This window comes from Streptomyces sp. 1114.5, assembly GCF_003635085.1.
In the GTDB taxonomy this organism is placed as follows: Bacteria; Actinomycetota; Actinomycetes; order Streptomycetales; family Streptomycetaceae; genus Kitasatospora.
Genome location: NZ_RBXE01000001.1, coordinates 844994 through 866933, shown reverse-complemented (window position 1 = coordinate 866933; position 21940 = coordinate 844994). Strand labels below are relative to the sequence as shown.

The window sequence follows — 21940 nt, the reverse complement described above, 5'->3', positions numbered from 1 at the left end:
AACACCGTTCGAAACTGTGCTAGCTTTCTCTCGTCCGGTTTTCAAACGGTGTTGGAAAAGCGAAGGGGGAGGGCGATGGGGGCGATCCTGTTCAACGTGACCACGGCCGCACTGATGGTCATGATGGTGAACTCCGGTCTCGGCGTGGTCGGCCGGGACACCCTGCGGAGCCGGCCGCTCCCGTGGGCGGCGATCGCGCTCACCGCGGTCGCGGTCGGCGGTGTGCTGCTCCAGCTCGTCTGGTCCGGCGCGATGGACGCGCTCGACGCGGACCCCGCCAAGTCCGGCTGGTGGCGCGAGTTCACCTCGGTGTTCATGCAGAACGGCGGCCTCTTCGGCGGCCTGTGGAACCTCGTCACCCTCGCCGCCGTCGCGGCCCTCGCCCAGTGGTACTGGGGCGGACCGCTCACCCTCGGCTTCTTCCTCGCCGGCATCCTCCTGCCCGGCCGGATCGACACCCTGCTCGGCTTCGGCGGCGGCCCCAGCACCGACCCGCGCAACTTCGCCGGGAGCTCCGGCGCGACCTACTTCCTCGGCGCCACCCTCGCGCTCGCCTTCCTCACCCGCACCCGCCTCCCCAAGGAGATCGCGCTGGCGGCCGGCGTCCCGGCGCTGGGCCTGGCGATGTGGATCGCCCAGGAGAACGGCCACGGCCTGGTCTCGGTGTACGGCTTCGTGCTGGGCGCGGCGGTCTGGGCGGTCCGCCGCCGGGTGGTGCGGCCGGCCGAAGCCTGACCGGAGTGCTGCGGCGGCCCGGGGTTCCGACCCCGGGCCGCCGCAGCGGCATTTCTGCACGGAGGGTGACCACGGCGGGGTCGGCCCCCCTGCCCGTGCGGGGGATAACACCCGTACGGCAAGGGTGCTTTCCCCGTTCTTCGGGCCGCCCCGCCGCAGCAGACTCGGGGCATGCCCACACAGCCCGTGACGATGACCGCGCCCCCCGCCCCGAAGACGGCCGGCGGCGGCAGCGACTTCGCCCAGTTGAGCCGCCGGATCGCCGCCGAGGGACTGCTCGACCGGCGCCCCGGCTACTACGCCGCCCGTACGGCCCTGGTGCTCGCCGCGTTCCTCGGCGGCTGGTGGGCCCTGTTCGCGCTCGGAGACACCTGGTGGCAGCTCGGCCTGGCGGCGGCGATGTCCGTGGTCTCCGCCCAGATCGGTCTGCTCTCGCACGATCTGGCGCACCGTCAGGTCTTCGACCGGCGCCTGCCGAGCGAGATCGGCGGCCGGATCGCCGCCAACCTGCTGATGGGCATGAGCTACGGCTGGTGGATGAACAAGCACACCCGCCACCACGCCAACCCGAACCACGAGGAGCGCGACCCGGACGTCTCCCCGGACCTCGTCGTCTGGTCGAAGCGGCAGGCCCGGCAGGCGAGCGGCCTCGCCCGGTTCATCGGCCGCCGGCAGGCGTACCTGTTCTTCCCGCTGCTCCTGCTGGAGGGCCTCAACCTCAGCTTCAACAGCTTCCGTGCGCTGCGCAGCCCCATGATGAAGCGCCCGCTGCTGGAGGGCGTCCTGCTGGTCGTCCACTTCGCGGCCTACCTCGGGCTCGTCCTCGCCGCGCTTCCGCCGGGCAAGGCGGCCGCCTTCCTCGCCGTGCACCAGGCGCTGCTCGGGGTCTACCTGGGCTGCGTCTTCGCCCCGAACCACAAGGGGATGCTGATGGTGACGCCGGAGATGAAGCTGGACTTCCTGCGCCGGCAGGTGCTCACCTCGCGCAACGTCCGCGGCGGCCCGGTCGTCGACGCGGTGATGGGCGGTCTCAACTACCAGGTGGAGCACTACCTGTTCCCCAGCATGCCGACGCCCGCGCTCGGGCGGGCGGCCCGGATCACCCGGGAGTTCTGCGCGGAGAAGGGCATCCCGTACTACGAGACGGGCCTGTTCCGCTCGTACCGCGAGATCCTGGCCCACCTGCACCGGACGGGCGAGCCGATCCGCTCCGGCGGCTGATCAGGGCGGAAGGCGGGTGCCCGTGACTCCCCTGTGGTCACGGGCACCCGCGTTCCGCCCTGATCGGCCCGTCTCCTCGGCGTCAGGTCGTCTCCTGGGCGTCAGGCCTTCTTCTCGAACCCCGCCAGCAGGCCGCGCGGGTCGAAGGTGACCCGGATCCGGGCGATCTTCCCGTTCTCCACGTGCATCCAGTTCGCCGTGGGCGCGGGCGGGGCGACGCTGGTGTGCAGCTCGAACCAGGTGATCACCTCGTCGCCCTCGGCGACCCGGGTCTTCACGTCGATCTTCTCCAGCACCTGCCCGAGCCCCCGCAGTCCGCCCAGGGCCTCGTCGATCCCGGAGGCCGTGCCCAGGGCGCCGACGAAGTCCACGTCGTCGGCCAGCAGGCGCCGGAGGGTTTCGAAGTCGCCCGCCTCCCAGGCGGTGAAGTAGGTCTCGGCAAGCTCACGTGCGGTCTTCGTCGTCGTCATGCCTCCATCCTCCCGGCGCGCTTTCCATACGTCCAACAGATGGATCGGATTCCAGTTATCATCCTGAGTTATGGAGATGCATCAGCTGCGCTACTTCGCGGCCGTCGTGGACGAGGGCTCCTTCACCGCCGCGGCCGGGCGCCTGCACGTCAGCCAGTCCGGCATCAGCACCCAGATCGCCAAGCTGGAGCGGGAGTTGGGGCAGCAGCTGCTCGACCGTACCGGCCGGCGGGTGCGGCTCACCCCGGCGGGCGAGGCCGTCCTCCCGCTGGCGAAGAGCGCACTGACCACCCTGGACGCCATCCGGCACACCGCGGCCGAGTTCGCCGACGCGGTCCGCGGCCGGGTCCGGCTCGGCATGATCATGGGCTGCTCGATCCCGCCCTTCCTCGACGTCGTCGCCGACCTCGGCCGCACCCACCCCGGCATCGAACTCAGCCTGCACGAGGGCCACTCCGACCTCCTCCAGGCGCAGGTCCTCTCCGGAGACCTGGACCTGGCCCTGATCGGCTTCGCCGGCGAGGCGGTCCCCGGCCTGGACGTCGACATCGTCGTGGACGAGCGGATCGTCGCCGTCGTCCCGGCCGGGCACCCGCTCGACCGCGAGACGCTGAACCTCGCCGACCTGCGGACCGAGAAGATCCTCTGCCTCTCCCCGGGCACCGGCCTCCGGGCCGCCTACGAGGACTCCTGCCGCCGGCTCGGCCTCGACCCGCGCGTGGACATTGCCGCCAGCTCCCCGCTCGCCGTGCTCCGCCTCGCCGAACGCGGCGCCGGGGTCGCCGTCCTCAGCGCCTCCTCCGTCGAGGGCGCCGGCCTGCGGGCCGTCCCGCTCGCCGACGCCGCGACGGACGCCCGCCTCGGCCTGGTCGCCCGGCCCGACCAGCACTCCCCGGCGGTGCGCCTGCTGCGGGCCGAGCTCAGGGCCGCGATGCAATCCGACTGATCGTCATGCGGCGCCACGCGGAGCTGTGATTGGGTGGCCCTCGCTACTCCGAGTCCAGGGAGGTCAGGCCGTCATGTCCCGAACGCCGCAGGAGATCTTCGAGAGCTACGTCCACGCCGGCGCCATGACCCGGAACGCCGACGCCCTCGCCGAGAACTTCACCGAGGACGGTGTCTTCGAGGCGCCGCTCATGCCCGCCGACGCCACCTTCCCCAGGAGGCTGGTGGGCCGCGAGGAGATCCGTGCCGCCATGGCGGCGTACTACGAGCGCCAGGCGAAGGGCGACGGGCGCAGGCCCAACATCGCGAAGTCCGGGTACGTGCTGCACACCACCGCCGATCCCGAGGTGTTCATCGCCGAGATCGACACGGTCTTCGACGGGGACGGGGACAGCGGCGGCGAGGACGTGGTGGTCTCCCTGGTGCAGATCTTCCGGGTCCGCGACGGGAAGATCGCCCGACTGCGGGACTACTTCGCGCCCGCGCTGATGAGCTGAGGAGCAGCAGCTTCGGCAGCGGCCCTACCCCGGGCACCGGCCCGCTTGGCGTAGGCGATGGTGAAGTAGACCAGCCCGCCGAGCACCGCGTACGGAAGGACGTTGTTGACCGTCACCACCGTCCCGTGCGACAGGGTGTAGACCAGGACGATCCGCAGCACGGCCTCCAGGACGAACGCCGCGCCCCAGACGATGGTCAGGTTGCGCTGCACCCGGCGGAAGCCCGGGTACTGCCACATGGAGTTCCACCAGGAGACCATCTCCGGCGTGCCGTCCGTGGCGAACTTGCGCCCGAAGTAGAACATGATCGGCTTTGGCGCCGCGAGCGACGCCAGGTAGAACACGCCGAGCAGGCCCGAGACGAAGGAGTCCTTGGCCAGCAGCATCTTCGGGTCCTGCGGCCCGATCAGCGCGACGACCAGGGTCAGCGCGACGAAGACCAGGGAGACCACCGCGAACTCGTCGATCCGGCGGTGCCAGACCAGGTAGATGAGGGTGTCGACCACCGGGCCCAGGCCGGAGAGCAGGATGGCGGTGGATTCGCTGTAGCCGTGGTCGTGCAGCTGGTTGTAGATCAGGATCGGCGCGACGACGTTGAAGCCGATGCTGATCAGCCAGCCGAGCGCGGCGGCCTTCCCCTTGCGGGCAGGAGCCTGTGGAGCGGCGGAAGTTGACACGGTGTTGTCCCCCGAGTGAGCTGGATTTGCCGGCTCATTCTGACGGACCAGCAGGTCAAGCGCCTAACGCCGGCACCGAATCGTGATCGATCGTGCCCGAGCGGGCCCCGGCCCTCCCGCCTGCACCCCCGCTCCGGGAACCCGGCTCACGCCCCGAGGAAGCGCTGCAGTTCGGCCAGCACGTAGTTGGCCCCCGTGTAGCCGATCCCCTGGAACCACAGCTGGTCGTCCACCGGGAACGCCCGGTGCGCCCTGACCGCCCCCAGCGCCTGCCAGCCCGGGCTCGCCAGCGTCGCCTCGGTGCCGGCCCGCCCGGGATCGCCGTACGTCGCGTACAGCAGCAGATCGCCGTCGGCCTTGCCGAGCTGGTCCGGCGGGATCTCGAAGTCCGACTGGTCGACGCTCTGCGCGTCCGGCCGCCCCACCCCCGCGTCGGAGAGCACCGTCCCGGGGAAGCTCTGCCGACCGGACAGCCGGATCCCGCCGCCCTCGACGAACCGCACCAGGCTCACCTTGCGCCCCGACAGCTTCGCCGCGGACAGCGCCTGCGCCACCTGCCCGGCGTGCTTCTGGTACGAGCCGACGAAGGCCTCCGCGGCCGCCTCCCGGTTCAACGCCTGGGCGTGCAGCTGGAAGTTGGCCTTCCACGGCGCCCCGGTGGTCTGGGTGAGCACGGTCGGGGCGAGCTCCCGCAGCTGGTCGTACCGGTCGCCGTCGCGGGCCTGGTTGGAGAGGATCAGGTCCGGCCGCAGCGCCCGTACGGTCGGCAGGTCCGGCGCGCCGGCCGGGCCGACCAGCCGGATCCCGGTGGTGCGGCCGGTCGGCCAGTAGTCGGGGTAGCGGGTGTCGCGGGCCGGCAGTGCGGCGCCGACCGGGGTGATGCCCAGGGTGAGCGCGGAGTCGAGCACGTCGGTGTCCAGCACGACCACCCGCATCGGCTCGCCCGGCACCAGCACCGGCCCGGTGGCGGCGGTGACGGTCACCGGGGGCACCGGGACGGCGGACGGGGATCCGTTCGCGCCGGTCACCTCGACCGGACGCGGCGTGGCGCCGCCGGTGCACGCCACGAGCGCGGCTCCGCCGAGGCCGGCGAGCAGGGTACGGCGGGCGATCCGGGGCATCGGCGGTCCTCTGGAGGCGAGGCGGGGGTCGGGGCGCCGTCGATTATGTCCGAAATAGTGCCTGAAGTGCCGTCAAACGGGCCGCCGTGCGTGCCGTTGAGGCTGCCCGCCCTGCGTGCCGTCGTGCCTTCCGTCCTGCGTGCCGTCAGGCGTCCAGTGCGTCCACCGCCGCCGGCGCGGCCGCCCAGGGCGCGCCCGGCACGACCAGCGGGGTGCCCGTCACCGGGTCCGGCACGACCACCGAGTCCAGCCCGAACACCTCCCGCACCAGCTCCGCCGTCACCACCTCCCCGGGCGGGCCCTGCGCGACGACCCGGCCGTCCCGCATCGCCACCAGGTGGTCCGCGTACCGGGCCGCCTGGTTGAGGTCGTGCAGCACGGCGACGACCGTCCGCCCGCGCTCGACGTTCAGCCGGCGGACCAGGTCCAGCACCTCCACCTGGTGCGCGATGTCCAGATAGGTGGTCGGCTCGTCCAGCAGCAGGATGTCGGTGCCCTGGGCGAGCGCCATCGCGATCCAGGCGCGCTGGCGCTGGCCACCCGACAGCTCGTCCATGCTCCGCTCGGCCAGCTCCGCCGTCGAGGTCCGCTCCAGCGCCTCCGCGACCGCCGTCTCGTCCTGCGGCGACCACTGCTGCCACCAGCTCTGGTGCGGCTGGCGGCCGCGCGCGACCAGGTCGGCCACCGAGATGCCCTCCGGGGCGGTCGGCGACTGCGGCAGCAGGCCGAGCCGCTGGGCGATCCGCTTGGTGGGGATCCGCGCCAGCTCCTCGCCGTCCAGCAGCACCGCGCCCCGGACGGGCTTGAGCAACCGGCCGAGGGCCCGCAGCAGCGTCGACTTCCCGCAGGCGTTCGGGCCGACGATCACCGTCACCCGCCCGTCCGGGATGCCGACGTCCAGGCCCTCGACGACCGTGCGCGCCTCGTAGGCCAGGGTGAGGCCCCGGGCCTCCAGACGGTGTCCGGAGTGCTGGTGTGCGGTCATCGGGAGCCTCCACGGCGGGATCGGATCAGCAGCCACATCAGGTACGGCGCGCCGACCAGGCCGGTCACCACGCCCACCGGCAGCTCGGTCGGTGCCAGCAGCCGTCGGGCGACCAGGTCGGCGAGGACCACCACCAGCGCGCCGGTCAGCGCCGAGCAGAACAGCGGGACCTGCGCCGAGCGGGCCAGCCGCAGCGCGATCTGCGGGGCCATCAGCGCGACGAAGTCCACCGGCCCGGCGGCCCCGGCCGCGCAGGAGGCCAGCACGATGCCCAGCAGGGACATGCCCAGCCGGATCCGGTCCAGCCGCAGGCCCAGGCCCACGGCGGTCGCGTCGTCGAAGGAGATCGACCGCTGGGCGCGGGCCGCCCACAGCGCGACCGGCAGCGCGGCCAGCAGCACCCAGGCGAGCCGGCCGGCCTGCTCGTAGCCGGCGCCGTTCAGGCTGCCCGTCATCCAGACCTTGGCGGCCTGGGCCTGGAAGCCGTCGCCCTTGGTCAGGAAGACGGAGGTGAGGGAGGACAGGGCGACGCTGATCCCGATGCCGATCAGCACGAAGCGCTGCGCGTGCAGCCCGCGCCGCCAGGCCAGCGCGTACACCAGCAGGCCGGCCACCAGCCCGCCGGCCACCGCCGCGTACGGCGCCTGGCCGGTCGAGCCGACCACGCCGTACGCCGTCAGTCCGACCACGGTCGCGGTCGCGCCCCAGGTCACGCCGACCACGTCGGGGCTGGCCAGCGGATTGCGGGCGACGGTCTGGATCAGCGCCCCGGCCAGTCCGAGCGCGGCGCCGACCAGCAGCCCGACCACCACCCGGGGCAGCCGGAACTCGCCGACCACCAGCTCGTCCGGGCTCGGCTGCCCGAGCACCACCTTCACCACCTCGGCCGGCGAGACGGTGGACTCGCCCAGGCAGAGCGAGGCCACCACCGTCCCGGCGAGCGCCACCAGCAGCCCGAGGGCGACCAGCGCCGACCGCCGGTGCAGCAGGAAGGAGGACGGCCCGGCCCGCAGCACCGAGTACCCGGGAAGCGCGAGGCCGCTCCTGCCCGAGGAGAGCGGGTTCATGCGGCGACCACCTTCCGACGCCGGACCAGCGCCACCAGCACCGGGACGCCGACCAGGGCGATCATCACGCCCGCCGGCACCTCGGACGGCGGGAACAGCACCCGGCCGAGGGTGTCGGCGAGCAGCAGCAGCGCCGGGCCGAGGACGGCCGAGAAGGCGAGGATCCAGCGGTGGTCGGCGCCCGCGACGGCGCGGGCCGCGTGCGGGACGGCGAGGCCGACGAAGGCGATCGGGCCGGCCGCCGCGACCGCCGACCCGGTCAGCACGGTGGCGCCGAGCGCGCCGACCGCCCGGACCAGGCCGGTCCTGGCACCCAGCCCCTTCGCGGTGTCCTCGCCGAGGGCCAGCGCGTCCAGCCCGCGCGCCACCGCGACGACCAGCGCCGTGCCGACGGCCAGGAACGGCAGCAGCTGCCAGGCCACGTCCGAGTTCCGCCCGGAGAGCGAGCCGACGTGCCAGAAGCGGAACCGGTCCATGGTGGCCGCGTCCGTGGTCAGCACCAGGGTGTTGAGCGAGGCGATGAAGGCGGACGCCGCCGAGCCGGCCAGCGCCAGCTTGATCGGCGTCGCCCCGCCCCGGCCGCGCCCGGCGAGCCCGTACACCAGCACGGTGGCGATCACCGCGCCCGCGAAGCCGAACCAGACGTACCCGGTGAGGGTGGAGACGCCGAAGCCGGAGATGGCGACCACCACACCGGCCGCCGCGCCCTGGGAGACGCCGAGGATGCCGGGGTCGGCGATCGGGTTGCGGGTCAGGCCCTGCATGACGGCCCCGGCCAGGCCGAGCGCCGCGCCCACGGCCAGGCCGACGACCGTGCGCGGCACCCGCAGCTCGCGGACCACCACGGCGTCGGCGGTGTCGCCGCCGTGCAGCAGGGCGTCGAGGGTGGTACCGACCGGGATGGTCCGGCTGCCGACCGCCAGGCTCAGCAGCACCGCGGCCGCCAGGACGGCCAGCGCGGCGGCGAGCCACGGTATTCGGCGCCGCGGCGTGCGGTCCGGCGTGCCGGGCGGGGCGGTGGTGTCGTCGCTCATGGGCCCTCTCCGCAGACAACTCAGGTAAACCTAAGTTCCGCCGCGGAGCCGGGGCAAATCGCCTCGTGGGCCGGGCCGCCCGTTGGATAGCCTGGCGGCATGCCCGTGACCTCACCCGCCCCGCTCACCGTCGGCTTCGACCTCGACATGACGCTGCTGGACACCCGGCCGGGTATCCACGCCACCTTCCTGGCGCTCTCCGCCGAGACCGGCGTCCGCATCGACGCCGACCTGGTCGTCACTCGGCTCGGCCCGCCGCTGCTGGACGAGATCAGCAACTGGTTCCCGGCGGAGGAGGCCGAGCGGGCCGTCACGCGCTACCGCGAGCTGTACCGCGAGCTCGCCTTCGCCCCGACCGTGGCCCTGCCGGGCGCGCACGACGCCGTCGCGGCGGTCCGCGCCCACGGCGGCCGGGTCGCCGTGATCACCGGCAAGTACGAGCCGAACGCCGTCCTGCACCTGGAGCACGCCGGGATGACGGCGGACACCGTGATCGGCGACCTCTGGGCGGAGACCAAGGGCGAGGCGCTGCGCGCGCACGGCGCGAGCATCTACGTCGGCGACCACCTCGGCGACATCCGGGGCGCCCGGCACGCCGACGCCGTCGCGGTCGCCGTGGCCACCGGCCCGTACGACGCGGACGAGCTGCGCGAGGCCGGCGCGGACGTGGTCCTGGCGGACCTCACCGCCTTCCCGGCCTGGCTCGCCGGCCACCTGGCCGGTCAGGCCGGCTGACCGGCCGTAGGGCCGGTCCTAAGCCGCGCTGCGGCGGCGCTGGGCCCGGGCGTTCAGCAGCAGCCCGGTCAGCGCGGCCAGGAAACCGGCCGGCATCAGCATGCTCAGCCAGTACGCGGCCGTCGGCAGCGGCGTCAGGTGCAGGAACAGCGGGACGAAGGTGGCCAGCGTGGCGAGCGCACCGAGGCCGAAGACGATCGCCCCGGCCTTGACGTACACGTCGCCGGGATCGGCGCTCTGGCTGCTCACGTCTGCTCACTCCTCGGGGCGGGGTCGGGCCGCCCCCAGTCTGGCAGAGCGCCCCCTGAGGCCGCCCACCGGAGCAGGCCGGTCACGTTGCGCAGTTTCCCGGCAGCTCAACGTTTTGATCCCTGCTGGGCGGGGGTATGCAGGGGGTGCCGAGGGGCGCTACAGGTGCGTCCCGTGTCCGCAGACCCGGGGGTGTGAGCCGATGGACAGCGCAGGGACTCGACCCGGCCGTGCCAGTACCGGGTCGCCCGTGGCCGCGAGATCCCCTCGCTCCACCGCCCGGAACGGGCAGTGGACCGCGGATCCTTCGCGGAGCGCGGATGAGGCAGTCACGGACCGTTAGTCTGCTCCTGGCAACGTGCTGACCATGAGCGCCCGCGGGCGCCGAGCCGAGGTCGGCAGCGTTCTCCACCACCCAGCGATCCCCGGCCAGGGCCGGGGTCCCTCACACCCATTCGAGGACTGTTCGAGATGCCCACCGGCCAGGTCAAGTGGTTCAACGAGACGAAGGGCTTCGGCTTCCTGTCGCGCGACGACGGCGGCGACGTCTTCGTCCACACCAAGGCGCTGCCCGCCGGTGTCACCGTGCTGAAGCCGGGCCAGCGGGTCGAGTTCGGCGTGGTCGCCGGCCACCGGGGGGACCAGGCGATGGGCGTGCAGCTGCTGGACGCGCTGCCCTCGGTGGCCGCCGCCCAGCGCCGGAGCGCGGACGACATGGCGCCGATCGTCCAGGACCTGATCACCACCCTGGACGCGGTGCTGCCGGGCCTCCAGCGCGGTCGCTACCCGGCCAAGCCGACCGGCCAGAAGCTGGCCGGCCTGCTGCGCGCGGTGGCCGACCAGTTCGACGTGTAGGTCCCGTCCGGGGTGGTCCGGGCAGGGACTACCCGAACGCGAGCGCACCCGGGTCGAGCGGGGGCACCAGCCCCTCCGCGGCGGCCCGGGTGAGCAGCGCGCGGACGGCTGCGTAGCCCTCCTCACCGAGGTCGTCGGTGAACTCGGTGACGTACAGCCCGATGTGCTGGTTCGCGACGTCCAGGTCCATCTCCTGGGCGTGCTCCAGCACGTACGCGCGGCTCGCCTCCGGGCTCGCCCAGGCCTGCCGGACGGAGGCCCGGACCGCGTCGGTGATCGCCCGCAGCCGCTCGGCGCCGAGCGAGCGCTTGGCGACGATCGCGCCCAGCGGGATCGGCAGGCCGGTCTCCTGCTCCCAGGCCTCGCCCATGTCGGCCAGGCTGTGCAGCCCGTACTTCCCGTACGTGAAGCGGGCCTCGTGGATCACCAGGCCGGCGTCCACCCGGCCGTCCCGGACGGCGGGCATGATCTCGTGGAACGGCAGGACGACGATCTCGCCGAAGCCGCCGGGCACCGCCTTCGCCGCCCAGAGCCGGAACAGCAGGTAGGCGGTGGAGCGCTCGGAGGGCACCGCGACGGTCTTCCCGGCGAGGTCCGCGGGGGACGCCACTCCGGGCAGGGTGAGCACCAGCGGGCCGCAGCCGCGCCCGAGCGCGCCGCCGCAGGGCAGCAGGGTGTACTCGTCCAGGACCCACGGCAGCGCGCCGTAGCTGATCTTCAGGACGTCCAGCTCGCCGCGCTCGGCCAGGCCGTTGGTGATGTCGATGTCGGCGAAGGTCACCTCGGGCGCGTCCGCGCCGGGCACCAGGCCGTGCGCCCAGGCGTGGAAGACGAAGGTGTCGTTCGGGCAGGGCGAGTACGCGATGCTCAGCCGTTCAGCCACGGCCGGCCTCCTCGATCAGTTCGTGGACGGGCAGGGCCGCGAAGGCCCGCTCCAGGGCGGCCAGCGCCTCGCCGATCCGCCAGGCGGCGCGGTCGCGCGGGCCCACCGGGTTGGAGACGGTGCGCAGTTCGAGGGCCGGCACGCCGTACCGGGCGGCGGCCTCGGCCACGCCGAAGCCCTCCATCGCCTCGGCGGCGGCGCCCGGGTGGCGGGCGGCCAGCTCGGCGGCCCGCTCGGCGCTGCCGGTGACGGTGGAGACGGTCAGCACCGGGCCGGTGACGGCGCCCCGGTCATCCGGGCCGGCGGGCCCGCCCAGGGCCTTCGCGAGCAGCGCGACGCAGGCCGGGGGCGGGGTGTGCCGGACGCTGCCGAAGCCCAGTTCGGTGACGTCGGCGAAGCCCTCGGGGGTCTGCGCGCCGAGGTCCGCGACCACGATCGCGTCGGCCACCACCGTGGCGCCGACCGGGGCGTGCGGGGCGAAGCCGCCGGCGATCCCGGCCGAGACGGCCAGGGCGTACGGGTGGGCGGCCAGCGCGGCGGAGGCGCCGGCCGCGGCGGCGGCCGGGCCGACCCCGGCGGCCAGCACGTCCACCGGAGCGCCCTCGGCGCGGTGCAGGGTGCCACCGGGCAGGGGCAGGGCGGTGGCCCCGCCGGGCAGGCCGCGCAGGACGGCCTCGGCCTCGGCGGCCACCGCGACGACGACGAGCAGCCGGGCCCGTGCGGGGCCCGACTGCTCGCCGGAGCCGTCGGTGACGGCGTGCGCGGTCATCGCAGGACCGTCAGCTGTCCTGGGTGTTCAGCTGGAAGTACCAGACGGCGATCGGGTTGTCCGAGTTCTTGTCGCCCTCGACCACGGTGATCAGCGTCTTGCCGCTGGCGTTCAGCAGCTTGTTCGCCTGCTGGGCGCCGGACCAGGTCGGGCCCTTGGCGTACGAGGCCAGGCTGAAGCGCCCGCCACCGCTGGTGGAGCCGCCGTTGGTGAAGGCCCACCAGCCCGACTCGGCGACGTTCGGGGAGACGCCGACGCCCACGCTGTCGCTCGACACCACGTCCTTGGTCGGCAGGGAGCCGTCCGCCAGGGCCTTGGTGGCCTTGTCCTGGCACTGCTGCTGGAGGTCCTCGGTGATCGGGCTCCCGTTGTTCCAGCACAGCGGCTGGGCGACGATCGAGGAGTTGCCGACCTTGAGCGTGGCCTGGTGCGAGATGTGCTCGGTCTGGCCGGAGGCGATGGCGACGGAGGTGCCCACCGTGGCGGCGCCGACCACGACGACGGCGCCGAGGGCGGCGATGGCACGGGAATTGAGGCTCATGCGTCAGAATCTACCGGGCCTGGCCGATCACGCTACGCGGGGGTCGGCCACCGCGTGTTGCCGTACCGCTTCTCAGGCCACCCGGGGCGCCGCCGGGTGCCGCCGCAGGCCCACCCGGAAGAGCGAGTGGAAGGTCCACAGCAGCACCAGGCCGACCACCGCGGCGGCGACCGACAGGCCCAGCTTCCCGTTCAGCGGCAGCACGATGCCCACCGCGCCGCCGGCCACCCAGGACAGTTGCATCAGCGTCTCCGAACGGGCGAAGGCCGAGGTCCGCACCGCCTCCGGGACGTCCCGCTGGATCAGCGCGTCCAGCGCCAGCTTGCCCAGCGAGGCTGCCATCCCGGCGATGCCGGCCACCAGAATCACCGTCACCACGCCGTACCAGAGCGCGGCCGCCGCCGTCACGCAGGTCGCCAGCAGCAGCATCGCGGTGACCGTGGCCTCCGGGCCCCGGGTGCGCAGCCAGGAGCCGAACACCGAGCCGAGCGCATTGCCCGTCCCCGCCGCCAGCGCCACCAGGCCCAGCGCCAGCGTCGGCCGCAGGCCGCCGATCGGCTCCTCCCGCAGCAGGAAGGCCAGGAACATCACCAGGAAGCCGACCAGCCACTTCATCGCCGACATCGCCCGCAGCGCCAGGATCACCGACGGGCCGACGGTGCGCAGCGAGGCCTTGACCGGCGGCGGCCTGTGGTGGATCAGGTGCGAGCCCTCGCCGTGCACCTCGGCGTGCAGGACGGCGCGTTGCTCGCCCTTGGCGGAGTCCACGGTGTGCGGCAGGTGGAAGGCCATCAGGGTGCCGATCACGAACACCAGGAAGGCGCCGCGCAGCGGCCAGCCCGGGCCGATCAGGTGCAGCAGCCCGCCCACCGCGGCCGCCACGCCGGTGGCCAGCAGCCCGGCCAGGGTGACCCGGGAGTTCGCCTTCACCAGGGACAGCCGGCTCGGCAGCAGCCGGGGCACCACGACGCTGCGCACCACCCCGTACGCCTTGGACGCGACCAGCACGCCGAGCGCCGCCGGGTAGAGCGCCAGGCCGCCGCCGGAGATCACCCCGGCCATCGTCCAGGCGAGCACCGCCCGGGCCAGCATCGCCATCGCCATGGCCGCCCGGCGGCCGTGCGGCAGGCGGTCCAGCAGCGGGCCGATCACCGGGGCCAGGACGGCGAACGGGGCCATCGTGATCAGCAGGTAGAGCGCGACCCGGCCGCGGGCCTCGCCGGTGGGCACCGAGAAGAAGATGGTGGAGGCCAGCGCGATGGTGATCAGCATGTCGCCGAAGGAGTTGAGCGCGTGCAGCTCGATCAGCTTGGCGAGGCCGGACTCGCCCGCGCCCTCGGCGGAGGTGGCCCGGCGGATCCGGCGGCCGGTGCCGTGCACCACCTTGCCGGTGCGGGCGCCGGCGGCGGAGGCGGTGCGGATCAGGAAGGGGCGGCGGGGCTCGGGGATCTCGTCCGTGAGGTCCCCGGCGAGGTCGTCGGTCGGGTCGTCGGCCAGGTCCTCGTCGAGGGCGGCGAGGTGGCGGGTGTGGGCGTCGCCGGGCTCGGGGGAGGCGTGCTTGACGAGGCTGACGCGGGCGGTGGGCGTCTCGGGACGGTCCGCCGGCGGCGGTTCTCCCGCGCCGGGGACCGAGGACTGCAGTCGCGGCACGGACTCCGCCTGGTCGGGGCCGCCGGCCTGCGGGGAGCGCAGTGCGTGCTGCGACGGGTTGTGGTCCGCCACAAGCCCATCCTGCCCCAGATTTGCCGCGCCGACGCGGGATTGCACCCCACTCGGCGCGGCCTCCGGAACCGTCGGGTCCGCCCCGGACTGTGCCGGGGCGCCGACCGGCGGGTAGCCTGCCCCAGGGTCCGCCCGCTGGGCGCCCGGGCGCCGGCAGGCCGGTCGAGCGGCGCGGTCGGTACCCGAGGCGGCCGCCGGTCGCGCAGAATGGATGAGGGACTACCGAGCCGCGACGGAATGGGCAACACGCCGTGGGCGACAGAAGAACTGGGAGAGAATCGACGCCGTGAGTGCTGCGATGCGAAGCCGTACCCCCGACCGGCTCTGTGCCGAGGCCGTCGAACTCGCCCGCCAGGCAGCGGAGGAGGCCGTCGGAGCGGAGGCCGTCGGGCCGCACATCGGCGCCCAGGCGGATGCCGACCGCGTCGTCACCCACACCTTCGAGTGCCTGGACGCCGCCTACCGCGGCTGGCACTGGGCGGTCACCGTCGCCCGCGCCCCGCGCGCCAAGAACGTCACCCTGGACGAGGTCGTCCTGCTGCCCGGCGCCGACGCCATCCTCGCCCCCGAGTGGGTGCCGTGGAGCGAGCGGCTGCGGCCCGGCGACATGGGCCCCGGCGACCTGCTGCCCACCGGCGCCGACGACCCGCGGCTGGAGCCCGGCTGGACCGGCGAGGACGAGCCGGCGCCGAACTCCGCCGTCGCCCTCGCGGAGGCCGAGGACCTGGTCGTCACCGACCCGCACGTCCAGCCCGCGCCGGCCCGCGCCCGGATCAACGCCGTGGCCGAGGAGCTCGGCCTGGGCCGCAGCCGGGTGCTCTCCCGGCTCGGCCTGCACCTGGCCGCCGAGCGCTGGGAGAAGGTGCACGGCGCGCAGACCGCGATGGCGCAGGCCGCCCCGGCCTCCTGCGGGAGCTGCGGCTTCCTGATCCCGATCGGCGGCTCGCTGGGCCAGGCCTTCGGCGTGTGCGGCAACGAGTTCGGGCCGGCCGACGGCCAGATCGTCTCCTTCACGTACGGCTGCGGCGGGCACTCCGAGGCGGCCGTCATCCCGGCTCCGCCGGCGCCGTCCGAGCTGATCCTGGACGAGCTGGTGGTCGAGCCCCTGCAGCTCCACCCGGACCGCGCCTCCGGCTCGGTCGAGCCGGACGCCCCGGCCGAGGAGCTCGGCCACTCCTGAGCAGGCACGTCCGGCGGCCCGCCCACTCGCCGAGTGGTGCGGGCCGTCGGCGTTTCCCGGGCGGGGCGGCGGTGATCCCGGGCCGTGGTCGGGAGCAGTCGGTGGGGCAGGGAAGAATGCCCTACGACGTACAGGGCGGCGGAAGGTGGCAGGTCCAGTGGAACCTCGGATCATCGGCAGCAGCACGGACGAGCACCTCGCGGACCCCTTCGGGAGCGCCGCGCTGCGCCGGCGGGTGCTGGACGCCTGGGCCGCCTCGCCGGCCCGGTTCCGGGAGGACGCCAACGCCGAGGAGGAGCTGGCGCTCGGCGGCTACCGGGACCGCCTGGTGGTCGAGTTGGCGCAGAACGCGGCCGACGCGGCGGTCCGCGCCGGGCACGGCCCCGGGCGGCTGCGGCTGACCCTCGCCGACGGCGTGCTGGCCGCCGCCAACACCGGCGCCGCGCTGGACGCGACCGCCGTCGAGTCGCTGTCCACCCTGCGGGCCTCCTCCAAGCGCGGCGAGGAGCCCGTCGTCGGCCGTTTCGGGGTCGGGTTCGCCGCCGTCCTCGCGGTCACCGACGAGCCGGCCGTGCTCAGCGCCGCCGGCGGGGTGCGCTGGTCGCTCGGCGAGGCCCGGGCGCTGGCCGAGGCGCAGCCCGCACTGGCTGACGAGCTGCGCCGCCGGGACGGCCACGTGCCGCTGCTGCGGCTGCCGTTCGCCGCCGAGGGCCCGGCCCCCGAGGGCTACGACACGGTGGTGGTGCTGCCGCTGCGGGACGCCGCCGCCGAGGACCTGACCCGCCGCCTGTTGGCCGGGATCGACGACGCGCTGCTGCTCACCCTGCCCGGCCTCGCCGAGGTCGTGGTGGAGACCCCGGAGGGCACCCGGACGCTCACCCGGGCCGCCGCCGAGCCCCGCCCGGACGGCGTCACCGAGGTCACCGTCACCGACGACGCGGGCGGACGGCTGCGGCGGACGCTCTGGCAGACCGCCGGCGCCTCCGGCGCCCTGGCCGCCGACCTGCTCGCCGACCGGCCCACCGAGGAGCGCGCCCGCCCGTACTGGACGGTGACCTGGGCCGTCCCGGTCGCCGCGGACGGCACCCCGCAGCAGCCCGGCATCGCCTCCGTGCTGCACGCGCCCACCCCCAGCGACGAGCCGATCGGCCTGCCCGCGCTGCTGATCGCCTCCTACCCGCTGGACTCCACCCGCCGGCACGTCGCGCCCGGCCCGCTGGCCGACTTCCTCACCGAGCGCGCCGCCGACAGCTACGCCGATCTGCTGCGCGCCCGCGGCGCCGACCTCGGCTCGCTGGGGCTCGTCCCCGGTCCGCTCGGCCAGGGCGCGCTGGACAACGCGCTGCGCGCGGCCGTGCTGTCCCGGCTGCCCGGCACGCCGTTCCTGCCGCACCCGGCGCCGGTCGAGGAGGGCACGCCCGCGCTGCGGCCCCGGGACGCGACGCTGCTGGAGGGCGCCGACGGCTCGGTGGTCGAGGCGCTGGCGCCGATCTTCCCCGGGCTGCTGCCGGCCGGCCTGGAGCGCCGCTCCGAGCTGCGGGTGCTGAACGTGCGCCGGGTGCCGCTGGCGGACGTGGTCGACCAGCTCGGCGGCCTGGACCGTGAGCCCGCCTGGTGGCGCAACCTGTACGCGGCGCTCGGCGGGGCCGACCCGGAGGCGCTGGGCGCGCTGCCCGTACCGCTGGCCGACGGCCGGACGGTGACCGGGCCGCGGCGCGTCCTGCTGCCCTCCGAGGACGCCGACTGGGCGGCCTTCCCGGGCTACCCCGAGTCGCTGGCCGGCGCGCTCGCCGCGCTCGACCTGCGGCTGGCCCACCCCGAGGCCGCCCACCCGCTGCTGGCCAAGCTCGGCGCCGGCACCGCCACCCCGGCCGGGGTGCTGGACACCCCCGAGGTGCGGGCCGCCGTCGCCCGTTCGTTCGAGTTGGCCGAGGACGACCTGGACGCCGCGCTCGAACTCGCCGACGCCGTCCTGGCCCTGGTGAAGGCCGCCGCCCCGGAGCCGGGCGAGCACCCCTGGCTGGCCCGGCTGGCGCTGCTCGACGACGAGGGCGAGCCGGCCCGCGCGGGCGAACTGGTGTTGCCCGGAAGCCCGTTCGCCGCGCTCGCGCGCGAGGAGGACGCCGGCTGGGTGGACGACGAGCTGCTGGAGCGCTGGGGCCCCGAGGTGCTGGCGGCCGTCGGCGTGCTGGCCGACTTCGTGCTGGTGCGCGCCGAGGACGTGGTGCTCGACCCGGACGACCTGGAGCGGCTGGACCCCACCGTCCCGGCCGACCGGGCGGCCGGCGGCCACCCCACCGGCCTGCTGGACGAGGCGCCGGACGGGCTCGCCGACTGGGCCGAGGACGCCCTGGAGGCGCTGCAGGCGGACGAGGCGGTCGGCGTCCCGCCGGTGGCCGCCGAACTACTGGCGGTGCGCGACCTCGACCTGGTGGACGACGACGCCTGGCCCGAGGCGCTGGCCGCGCTGGCCCGCCCGCCGTACCGGGACGCCGTGGTCGCCCCGGTGCGCACGCTGCTGCCGGACGGCACGTACGCCGACCTGCCGCCGTACACCGCGTGGTGGCTGCGCGACCACCCGGTGCTGGACGGCCGCGAGCCCGCCGGTCTGCGGGCCGCCGGCGCCGACCCGCTGCTGCGCGGCCTCTACGACGAGGCGCGCACCACCCTGGACGAGCAGTTCCTGCACGCCCTCGGGGTGCGCACCACGCTGGCCGCGCTGCTCGCCGAGCTGCACGGCCCGGACGAGCTGCTGGACCGGCTGACCGACCCGGCCGCCGAGGTCGGCCACCGCCAACTGCACGGCATCCACAGCGCGTTGGCCCGGGTGGACCGCGAGCGGATCGAACCGCTGGACGTGGTACGGGCGTTGCCGCCGCTGGACCCGGACACCGGGCGCCGGCCGGACCACACCGTGGTGGTGGACGCCACCGAGGCGGTCGTCGCGGACGCCCCCGACCTGGTCCAACTGCTGCACCTGTACCCGCTGTTGCCGGTCGCCCCGGCGCTCGCGGCCGACCTCGCCGAGCGGCTGCACGTGTCGCTGGCCAGCGAGGTGGCCGGCGGCCGGGTGCTCTCCGAGGGCGTGCTGCACCGCGTCCCGGCCGTGGTGCGGGAGCTGCTGCCCGGCTGCCCGGTCGCCTACGAGGAGCACGAGGAGCTGCTGGTCGTCGGGCCGGACGGCGCCGAGGCGGCGGTCGACTGGCGGTGGGACCCCGGGGCGGACGCCCCGGAGCCGCCGTACGACCCGGAGCTGGCCGAGGCCGACGACGAGGACGACGAGTTCGAGGTCCCGCCGGTGCCCGGGCTGCTGCACGCGGCCACCCCGGAGGGCCTGGCGGCCGGGCTCGCCTGGTCGGTCGGGCAGTGGCACCGGCGTTTCGAGGTGCTGGCCGCGCTCAGCGAGCCGGACCGGGCGTACGAGCTGTCGGCGGCCCGGGACTTCGAGGGCTGACCCTCAGGCCGGCCCCCGCCGACGACGCTTGAGCCGGAGGTAGACGAGGACGGTGGTGGCCGGCCAGACGGCCGCCACCAGGGCCTTCAGGGCCGTCGGGATCCACGGCCGCGAGGGCGCGGTCAGCTCGCCGGCGTTCATCAGCCAGCTGCCGCCCAGCAGCACCAGCACCGTCAGCCCGGCCGCCAGCAGGCCGGCCAGGAAGGCGGCGAAGGCCTCCACCTGCCCGGTCTCGCGCTCGGAATCTTCGTGTGTGTCCGCCATGTGTGGCACCCCCTCCGTGGCCACGCTACCCGTACTCGGGCCCGCACCCGGGCCGCTCGCGCCGGGCCGCTCACTCCAGGCCGCGGCGCTTCAGGACGAGCCAGGTGACCTCCAGGGCGATGCCGCAGACCACCGCGATGCAGACGCCCACCCAGGGGTCGCGGGTGCCGACCAGGGAGAGCTGGAAGAAGTCGGACAGCGCGGGCACCAGCAGGACCAGCGAGAACGCTCCGCCCATGGCGCCGATCAGCAGCAGCCGCCACCAGCTGTACGGGCGGGCGACGATGGCCAGGACCCAGATGGCGATCAGGAAGAGCGTCAGGGTGGCCACGCTGGTGTCGGCCTTGAGGTCGGTCGTGTGGTTGGCGCGGGCGAGCGCGTAGGCGACGAAGGTGCCCGTCCCGGCGATGGCGCCGCCGGGGATCGCCAGGCGCAGCACCCGCTTCACGAAGCCGGTGCGGGCCCGCTCGTTGTTGGGCGCGAGGGCCAGGAAGAAAGCCGGCACGCCGATGGTGAGCGAGGACAGCACGGTGGAGTGCCGGGGCAGGAACGGGTACGGGGAGTGGGTGAAGATCACCAGCAGCGCCAGGAGCACCGAGTAGACCGTCTTCACCAGGAACAGCGACGCGACCCGCTCGATGTTGCCGATCACCCGGCGGCCCTCGGCGACCACCGAGGGCAGCGTCGCGAAGGAGTCGTTCAGCAGCACGATCTGGGCGACCGCCTTGGTCGCGTCGGAGCCGGTGCCCATCGCCACGCCGATGTCGGCGTCCTTGAGCGCGAGCACGTCGTTGACGCCGTCGCCGGTCATCGCCACGGTGTGGCCGCGGGACTGCAGCGCCCCGACCAGTTGGCGCTTCTGCTGTGGGGTGACCCGGCCGAAGACGCTGGTCCGGTCGGCGGTCTCGGCCAGCTCCTCGGGGTCGGTGGGCAGGGTGCGGGCGTCCAGCGGCCGGTCGGCGCCGGGCAGGCCCAGGTGGGAGGCGACCGCGCCGACCGAGACCGCCGCGTCGCCGGAGATGACCTTGGCCCGGACCCGCTGCCCCTCGAAGTACCGCAGGGTGTCGGCGGCGTCGCCGCGCAGCCGCTGCTGCAGCACCACCAGCGCGAGCGGGGTGAGGCCGGCGGCCGGGTCGGGGGAGTCCAGCGGGTCGGGCGTACGGCCCAGCAGCAGCACCCGCAGGCCCTTGGCGCCCAGTTCGTCCACCTCGGCCAGCGCCGGGTGCCCGGCGGGTAGCAGCACGTCGGGGGCGCCGAGCAGCCAGCTGGCCTCGCCGCCCTGCGGCTCCAGCAGCTGCACGCCGCTCCACTTGCGGGCGGAGGAGAAGGGCATCGCCTCGATCACCCGCCAGCCGTTGCGGCCGCGCGCGTCGTCGCCGTCGCCGCGCCCGTACGCGTCGATGACCGCCTGCATGGACGGGTTGGGGCGGGCGTCGGCGCCGGCCATCACGGCGAGCGCGTGCTTGATGGTGTCCGGGTCGAGGACGGCGGGCTCCCCGTTCGAGAGCACCCGCAGGTCGATCACGTCCATGCCGCCCTCGGTGAGGGTGCCGGTCTTGTCCAGGCAGACGGTGTCCACCCGGGCCAGGCCCTCGATCGCCGGCAGCTCCTGGACCAGGCACTGCTTGCGGCCGAGCCGGATCACGCCGATCGCGAAGGCCACCGAGGTCAGCAGCACCAGGCCCTCGGGGACCATCGGGACGATGCCGGCCACCATGCGGCGCACGGCCTCGCGCCAGTCCCGGCCCTCGACGGCCAGCTGGCTGATGATCAGACCGATCGCGGTGGGGATCAGCAGGTAGGTGATGAACCGCAGGATGCTGTCGATGCCGCTGCGCAGCTCCGACTTCACCAGGGTGAACTTGCTGGCCTCCTCGGCGAGCTGCGCCGCGTAGGCCTCGCGGCCGACCCTGGTCGCGGTGAACGCGCCCGCGCCGGCCACCACGAAGCTGCCGGACATCACCTGGGCGCCGGGCTGCTTGAGGACCGGGTCGGGTTCGCCGGTGAGCAGCGACTCGTCGATCTCCAGGCCCTCCGCCTCGGTGACCTCGCCGTCCACGATCACCTTGTCGCCGATGCCGAGCAGCACGGTGTCGTCGAGGACGATCTCGGAGACGCCGATCTGCTGGACGGTGCCGTCCCGGCGGACCTGCGGGCGGGCCTCGCCGATCAGGGCCAGGCTGTCCAGGGTCTTCTTGGCGCGCAGCTCCTGGATGATGCCGATCGCCGTGTTGGCGACGATGACCAGGCCGAACAGGCCGTCCTGGATCGGTCCGACGACCAGGATGATCCCGAACATCACGCCGATGATCGCGTTGAAGCGGGTGAAGACGTTGGCCCGGACGATCTCCTTGGTGGAGCGGCTGGACCGTACCGGGACGTCGTTGACCTGCCCCTTCGTGACCCGCTCGGCCACCTCGGCGGTGGTCAGGCCGCCGCGCCGGCCGGGCAGCAGCCCGAGGGGGTGGGCTCCGTCGGGGTGCTCGCCGTCCGTCGGCCGCTCTTCCGCTGGCTGGGCAGGCTGCGTCATGGCACC

General features: G+C 74.5%; 21 protein-coding genes. 8 read left to right on the top strand and 13 right to left on the bottom strand.

Annotation, left to right across the window (positions count from 1 at the left end):
- The first annotated feature begins 75 nt into the window (after nucleotides 1-75).
- Both BX285_RS03705 and BX285_RS03700 read left to right on the top strand, forming a co-directional pair.
- Nucleotides 76-735 carry a hypothetical protein gene (locus BX285_RS03705; protein WP_121174460.1) on the top strand — a complete coding sequence of 220 codons (660 nt, stop codon included), beginning with the start codon at nucleotides 76-78 and terminating at the stop codon, nucleotides 733-735.
- Between the two features lie 171 nt (nucleotides 736-906).
- Nucleotides 907-1956, top strand: a complete 1050-nt coding sequence (locus BX285_RS03700; RefSeq protein WP_183106994.1) for an acyl-CoA desaturase — start codon at nucleotides 907-909, stop codon at nucleotides 1954-1956.
- Between the two features lie 101 nt (nucleotides 1957-2057).
- Here the strand turns inward: BX285_RS03700 and BX285_RS03695 are convergent, their stop codons facing one another.
- Nucleotides 2058-2426, bottom strand: a complete 369-nt coding sequence (locus BX285_RS03695; protein WP_121174458.1) for a nuclear transport factor 2 family protein — start codon at nucleotides 2424-2426, stop codon at nucleotides 2058-2060.
- A gap of 70 nt (nucleotides 2427-2496) precedes the next feature.
- On the opposite strand from BX285_RS03695, the gene BX285_RS03690 reads away from it, so the two are divergent.
- Nucleotides 2497-3372 (top strand): LysR family transcriptional regulator, encoded by an 876-nt coding sequence (locus tag BX285_RS03690; RefSeq protein ID WP_097236652.1) that lies wholly within the window; start codon nucleotides 2497-2499, stop codon nucleotides 3370-3372.
- Nucleotides 3373-3445: 73 nt separating this feature from the next.
- Nucleotides 3446-3868, top strand: coding sequence for a nuclear transport factor 2 family protein (locus BX285_RS03685; protein WP_121174457.1), 423 nt, complete (start codon nucleotides 3446-3448; stop codon nucleotides 3866-3868).
- On the opposite strand, the gene BX285_RS03680 is transcribed toward BX285_RS03685, so the two are convergent.
- From BX285_RS03680 to BX285_RS03660, 5 genes are all read right to left on the bottom strand, one after another.
- A complete protein-coding gene (locus tag BX285_RS03680; protein WP_097236650.1) occupies nucleotides 3841-4545 on the bottom strand; it encodes a VC0807 family protein in 705 nt (234 codons plus the stop codon). The two genes, BX285_RS03685 and BX285_RS03680, sit on opposite strands and share 28 nt — an antisense overlap.
- Nucleotides 4546-4691: 146 nt before the next feature.
- On the bottom strand, nucleotides 4692-5666 hold the full coding sequence (locus BX285_RS03675) for an iron-siderophore ABC transporter substrate-binding protein (RefSeq protein ID WP_121174456.1): 975 nt from the start codon (nucleotides 5664-5666) through the stop codon (nucleotides 4692-4694).
- 145 nt (nucleotides 5667-5811) lie between these two features.
- Nucleotides 5812-6651 (bottom strand): ABC transporter ATP-binding protein, encoded by an 840-nt coding sequence (locus BX285_RS03670; RefSeq protein ID WP_097236648.1) that lies wholly within the window; start codon nucleotides 6649-6651, stop codon nucleotides 5812-5814.
- Complete coding sequence (locus BX285_RS03665; RefSeq protein WP_121174455.1) at nucleotides 6648-7718, bottom strand: iron chelate uptake ABC transporter family permease subunit; 1071 nt, start codon at nucleotides 7716-7718, stop codon at nucleotides 6648-6650. The genes BX285_RS03670 and BX285_RS03665 overlap by 4 nt, the downstream gene beginning before the upstream one ends.
- Nucleotides 7715-8752 (bottom strand): iron ABC transporter permease, encoded by a 1038-nt coding sequence (locus tag BX285_RS03660; RefSeq protein ID WP_097236646.1) that lies wholly within the window; start codon nucleotides 8750-8752, stop codon nucleotides 7715-7717. Before BX285_RS03660 ends, BX285_RS03665 begins: the two co-directional genes overlap by 4 nt.
- A 99-nt stretch (nucleotides 8753-8851) precedes the next feature.
- On the opposite strand from BX285_RS03660, the gene BX285_RS03655 reads away from it, so the two are divergent.
- Nucleotides 8852-9487 carry an HAD family hydrolase gene (locus BX285_RS03655; RefSeq protein WP_097236645.1) on the top strand — a complete coding sequence of 212 codons (636 nt, stop codon included), beginning with the start codon at nucleotides 8852-8854 and terminating at the stop codon, nucleotides 9485-9487.
- 18 nt (nucleotides 9488-9505) lie between these two features.
- Here BX285_RS03655 and BX285_RS03650 read toward each other — a convergent pair whose 3' ends face one another.
- Complete coding sequence (locus tag BX285_RS03650) at nucleotides 9506-9736, bottom strand: hypothetical protein (RefSeq protein WP_097236644.1); 231 nt, start codon at nucleotides 9734-9736, stop codon at nucleotides 9506-9508.
- Nucleotides 9737-10207: 471 nt separating this feature from the next.
- Here BX285_RS03650 and BX285_RS39110 point away from each other — a divergent pair, with 471 nt between their 5' ends.
- Nucleotides 10208-10591, top strand: a complete 384-nt coding sequence (locus BX285_RS39110; RefSeq protein WP_030057101.1) for a cold-shock protein — start codon at nucleotides 10208-10210, stop codon at nucleotides 10589-10591.
- Between the two features lie 28 nt (nucleotides 10592-10619).
- Here BX285_RS39110 and BX285_RS03640 read toward each other — a convergent pair whose 3' ends face one another.
- The 4 genes from BX285_RS03640 to BX285_RS03625 all read right to left on the bottom strand — a co-directional run bounded on the left by BX285_RS03640 (nucleotide 10620) and on the right by BX285_RS03625 (nucleotide 14206).
- A complete protein-coding gene (locus tag BX285_RS03640) occupies nucleotides 10620-11474 on the bottom strand; it encodes a 1,4-dihydroxy-6-naphthoate synthase (protein WP_121174454.1) in 855 nt (284 codons plus the stop codon).
- The gene (locus BX285_RS03635; RefSeq protein WP_121174453.1) at nucleotides 11467-12243 is read right to left on the bottom strand and encodes a futalosine hydrolase; all 777 of its coding nucleotides are present in this window, start codon (nucleotides 12241-12243) and stop codon (nucleotides 11467-11469) included. The genes BX285_RS03640 and BX285_RS03635 overlap by 8 nt, the downstream gene beginning before the upstream one ends.
- A gap of 10 nt (nucleotides 12244-12253) precedes the next feature.
- Entirely contained in the window at nucleotides 12254-12784 is a 531-nt protein-coding gene (locus BX285_RS03630; RefSeq protein ID WP_121174452.1) for a hypothetical protein, read from the bottom strand.
- Nucleotides 12785-12856: 72 nt separating this feature from the next.
- The gene (locus BX285_RS03625; RefSeq protein WP_398900901.1) at nucleotides 12857-14206 is read right to left on the bottom strand and encodes an MFS transporter; all 1350 of its coding nucleotides are present in this window, start codon (nucleotides 14204-14206) and stop codon (nucleotides 12857-12859) included.
- 598 nt (nucleotides 14207-14804) lie between these two features.
- Between BX285_RS03625 and BX285_RS03620 the strand changes: the two genes are divergently transcribed.
- Together BX285_RS03620 and BX285_RS03615 are read left to right on the top strand one after the other, a co-directional pair.
- On the top strand, nucleotides 14805-15686 hold the full coding sequence (locus tag BX285_RS03620; protein WP_121174451.1) for a DUF3027 domain-containing protein: 882 nt from the start codon (nucleotides 14805-14807) through the stop codon (nucleotides 15684-15686).
- Between the two features lie 157 nt (nucleotides 15687-15843).
- Complete coding sequence (locus BX285_RS03615; protein WP_121174450.1) at nucleotides 15844-19140, top strand: sacsin N-terminal ATP-binding-like domain-containing protein; 3297 nt, start codon at nucleotides 15844-15846, stop codon at nucleotides 19138-19140.
- 3 nt (nucleotides 19141-19143) lie between these two features.
- Here the strand turns inward: BX285_RS03615 and BX285_RS03610 are convergent, their stop codons facing one another.
- Both BX285_RS03610 and BX285_RS03605 read right to left on the bottom strand, forming a co-directional pair.
- Complete coding sequence (locus BX285_RS03610; protein ID WP_121174449.1) at nucleotides 19144-19404, bottom strand: hypothetical protein; 261 nt, start codon at nucleotides 19402-19404, stop codon at nucleotides 19144-19146.
- Nucleotides 19405-19474: 70 nt separating this feature from the next.
- The gene (locus BX285_RS03605; RefSeq protein WP_121174448.1) at nucleotides 19475-21934 is read right to left on the bottom strand and encodes an HAD-IC family P-type ATPase; all 2460 of its coding nucleotides are present in this window, start codon (nucleotides 21932-21934) and stop codon (nucleotides 19475-19477) included.
- Nucleotides 21935-21940 lie beyond the last annotated feature (6 nt).

Bases quoted from the DNA above. Each gene is read 5' to 3' on its own strand.
- BX285_RS03685 (WP_121174457.1), top strand. From the start codon at position 3,446: ATGTCCCGAACGCCGCAGGAGATCTTCGAGAGCTACGTCCACGCCGGC.
- BX285_RS39110 (WP_030057101.1), top strand. From the start codon at position 10,208: ATGCCCACCGGCCAGGTCAAGTGGTTCAACGAGACGAAGGGCTTCGGC.
- BX285_RS03660 (WP_097236646.1), bottom strand. From the start codon at position 8,752: ATGAGCGACGACACCACCGCCCCGCCCGGCACGCCGGACCGCACGCCG.
- BX285_RS03675 (WP_121174456.1), bottom strand. From the start codon at position 5,666: ATGCCCCGGATCGCCCGCCGTACCCTGCTCGCCGGCCTCGGCGGAGCC.
- BX285_RS03690 (WP_097236652.1), top strand. From the start codon at position 2,497: ATGGAGATGCATCAGCTGCGCTACTTCGCGGCCGTCGTGGACGAGGGC.
- BX285_RS03670 (WP_097236648.1), bottom strand. From the start codon at position 6,651: ATGACCGCACACCAGCACTCCGGACACCGTCTGGAGGCCCGGGGCCTC.
- BX285_RS03630 (WP_121174452.1), bottom strand. From the start codon at position 12,784: ATGAGCCTCAATTCCCGTGCCATCGCCGCCCTCGGCGCCGTCGTCGTG.
- BX285_RS03665 (WP_121174455.1), bottom strand. From the start codon at position 7,718: ATGAACCCGCTCTCCTCGGGCAGGAGCGGCCTCGCGCTTCCCGGGTAC.
- BX285_RS03605 (WP_121174448.1), bottom strand. From the start codon at position 21,934: ATGACGCAGCCTGCCCAGCCAGCGGAAGAGCGGCCGACGGACGGCGAG.
- BX285_RS03655 (WP_097236645.1), top strand. From the start codon at position 8,852: ATGCCCGTGACCTCACCCGCCCCGCTCACCGTCGGCTTCGACCTCGAC.
- BX285_RS03705 (WP_121174460.1), top strand. From the start codon at position 76: ATGGGGGCGATCCTGTTCAACGTGACCACGGCCGCACTGATGGTCATG.
- BX285_RS03610 (WP_121174449.1), bottom strand. From the start codon at position 19,404: ATGGCGGACACACACGAAGATTCCGAGCGCGAGACCGGGCAGGTGGAG.
- BX285_RS03635 (WP_121174453.1), bottom strand. From the start codon at position 12,243: ATGACCGCGCACGCCGTCACCGACGGCTCCGGCGAGCAGTCGGGCCCC.
- BX285_RS03695 (WP_121174458.1), bottom strand. From the start codon at position 2,426: ATGACGACGACGAAGACCGCACGTGAGCTTGCCGAGACCTACTTCACC.
- BX285_RS03700 (WP_183106994.1), top strand. From the start codon at position 907: ATGCCCACACAGCCCGTGACGATGACCGCGCCCCCCGCCCCGAAGACG.
- BX285_RS03620 (WP_121174451.1), top strand. From the start codon at position 14,805: ATGCGAAGCCGTACCCCCGACCGGCTCTGTGCCGAGGCCGTCGAACTC.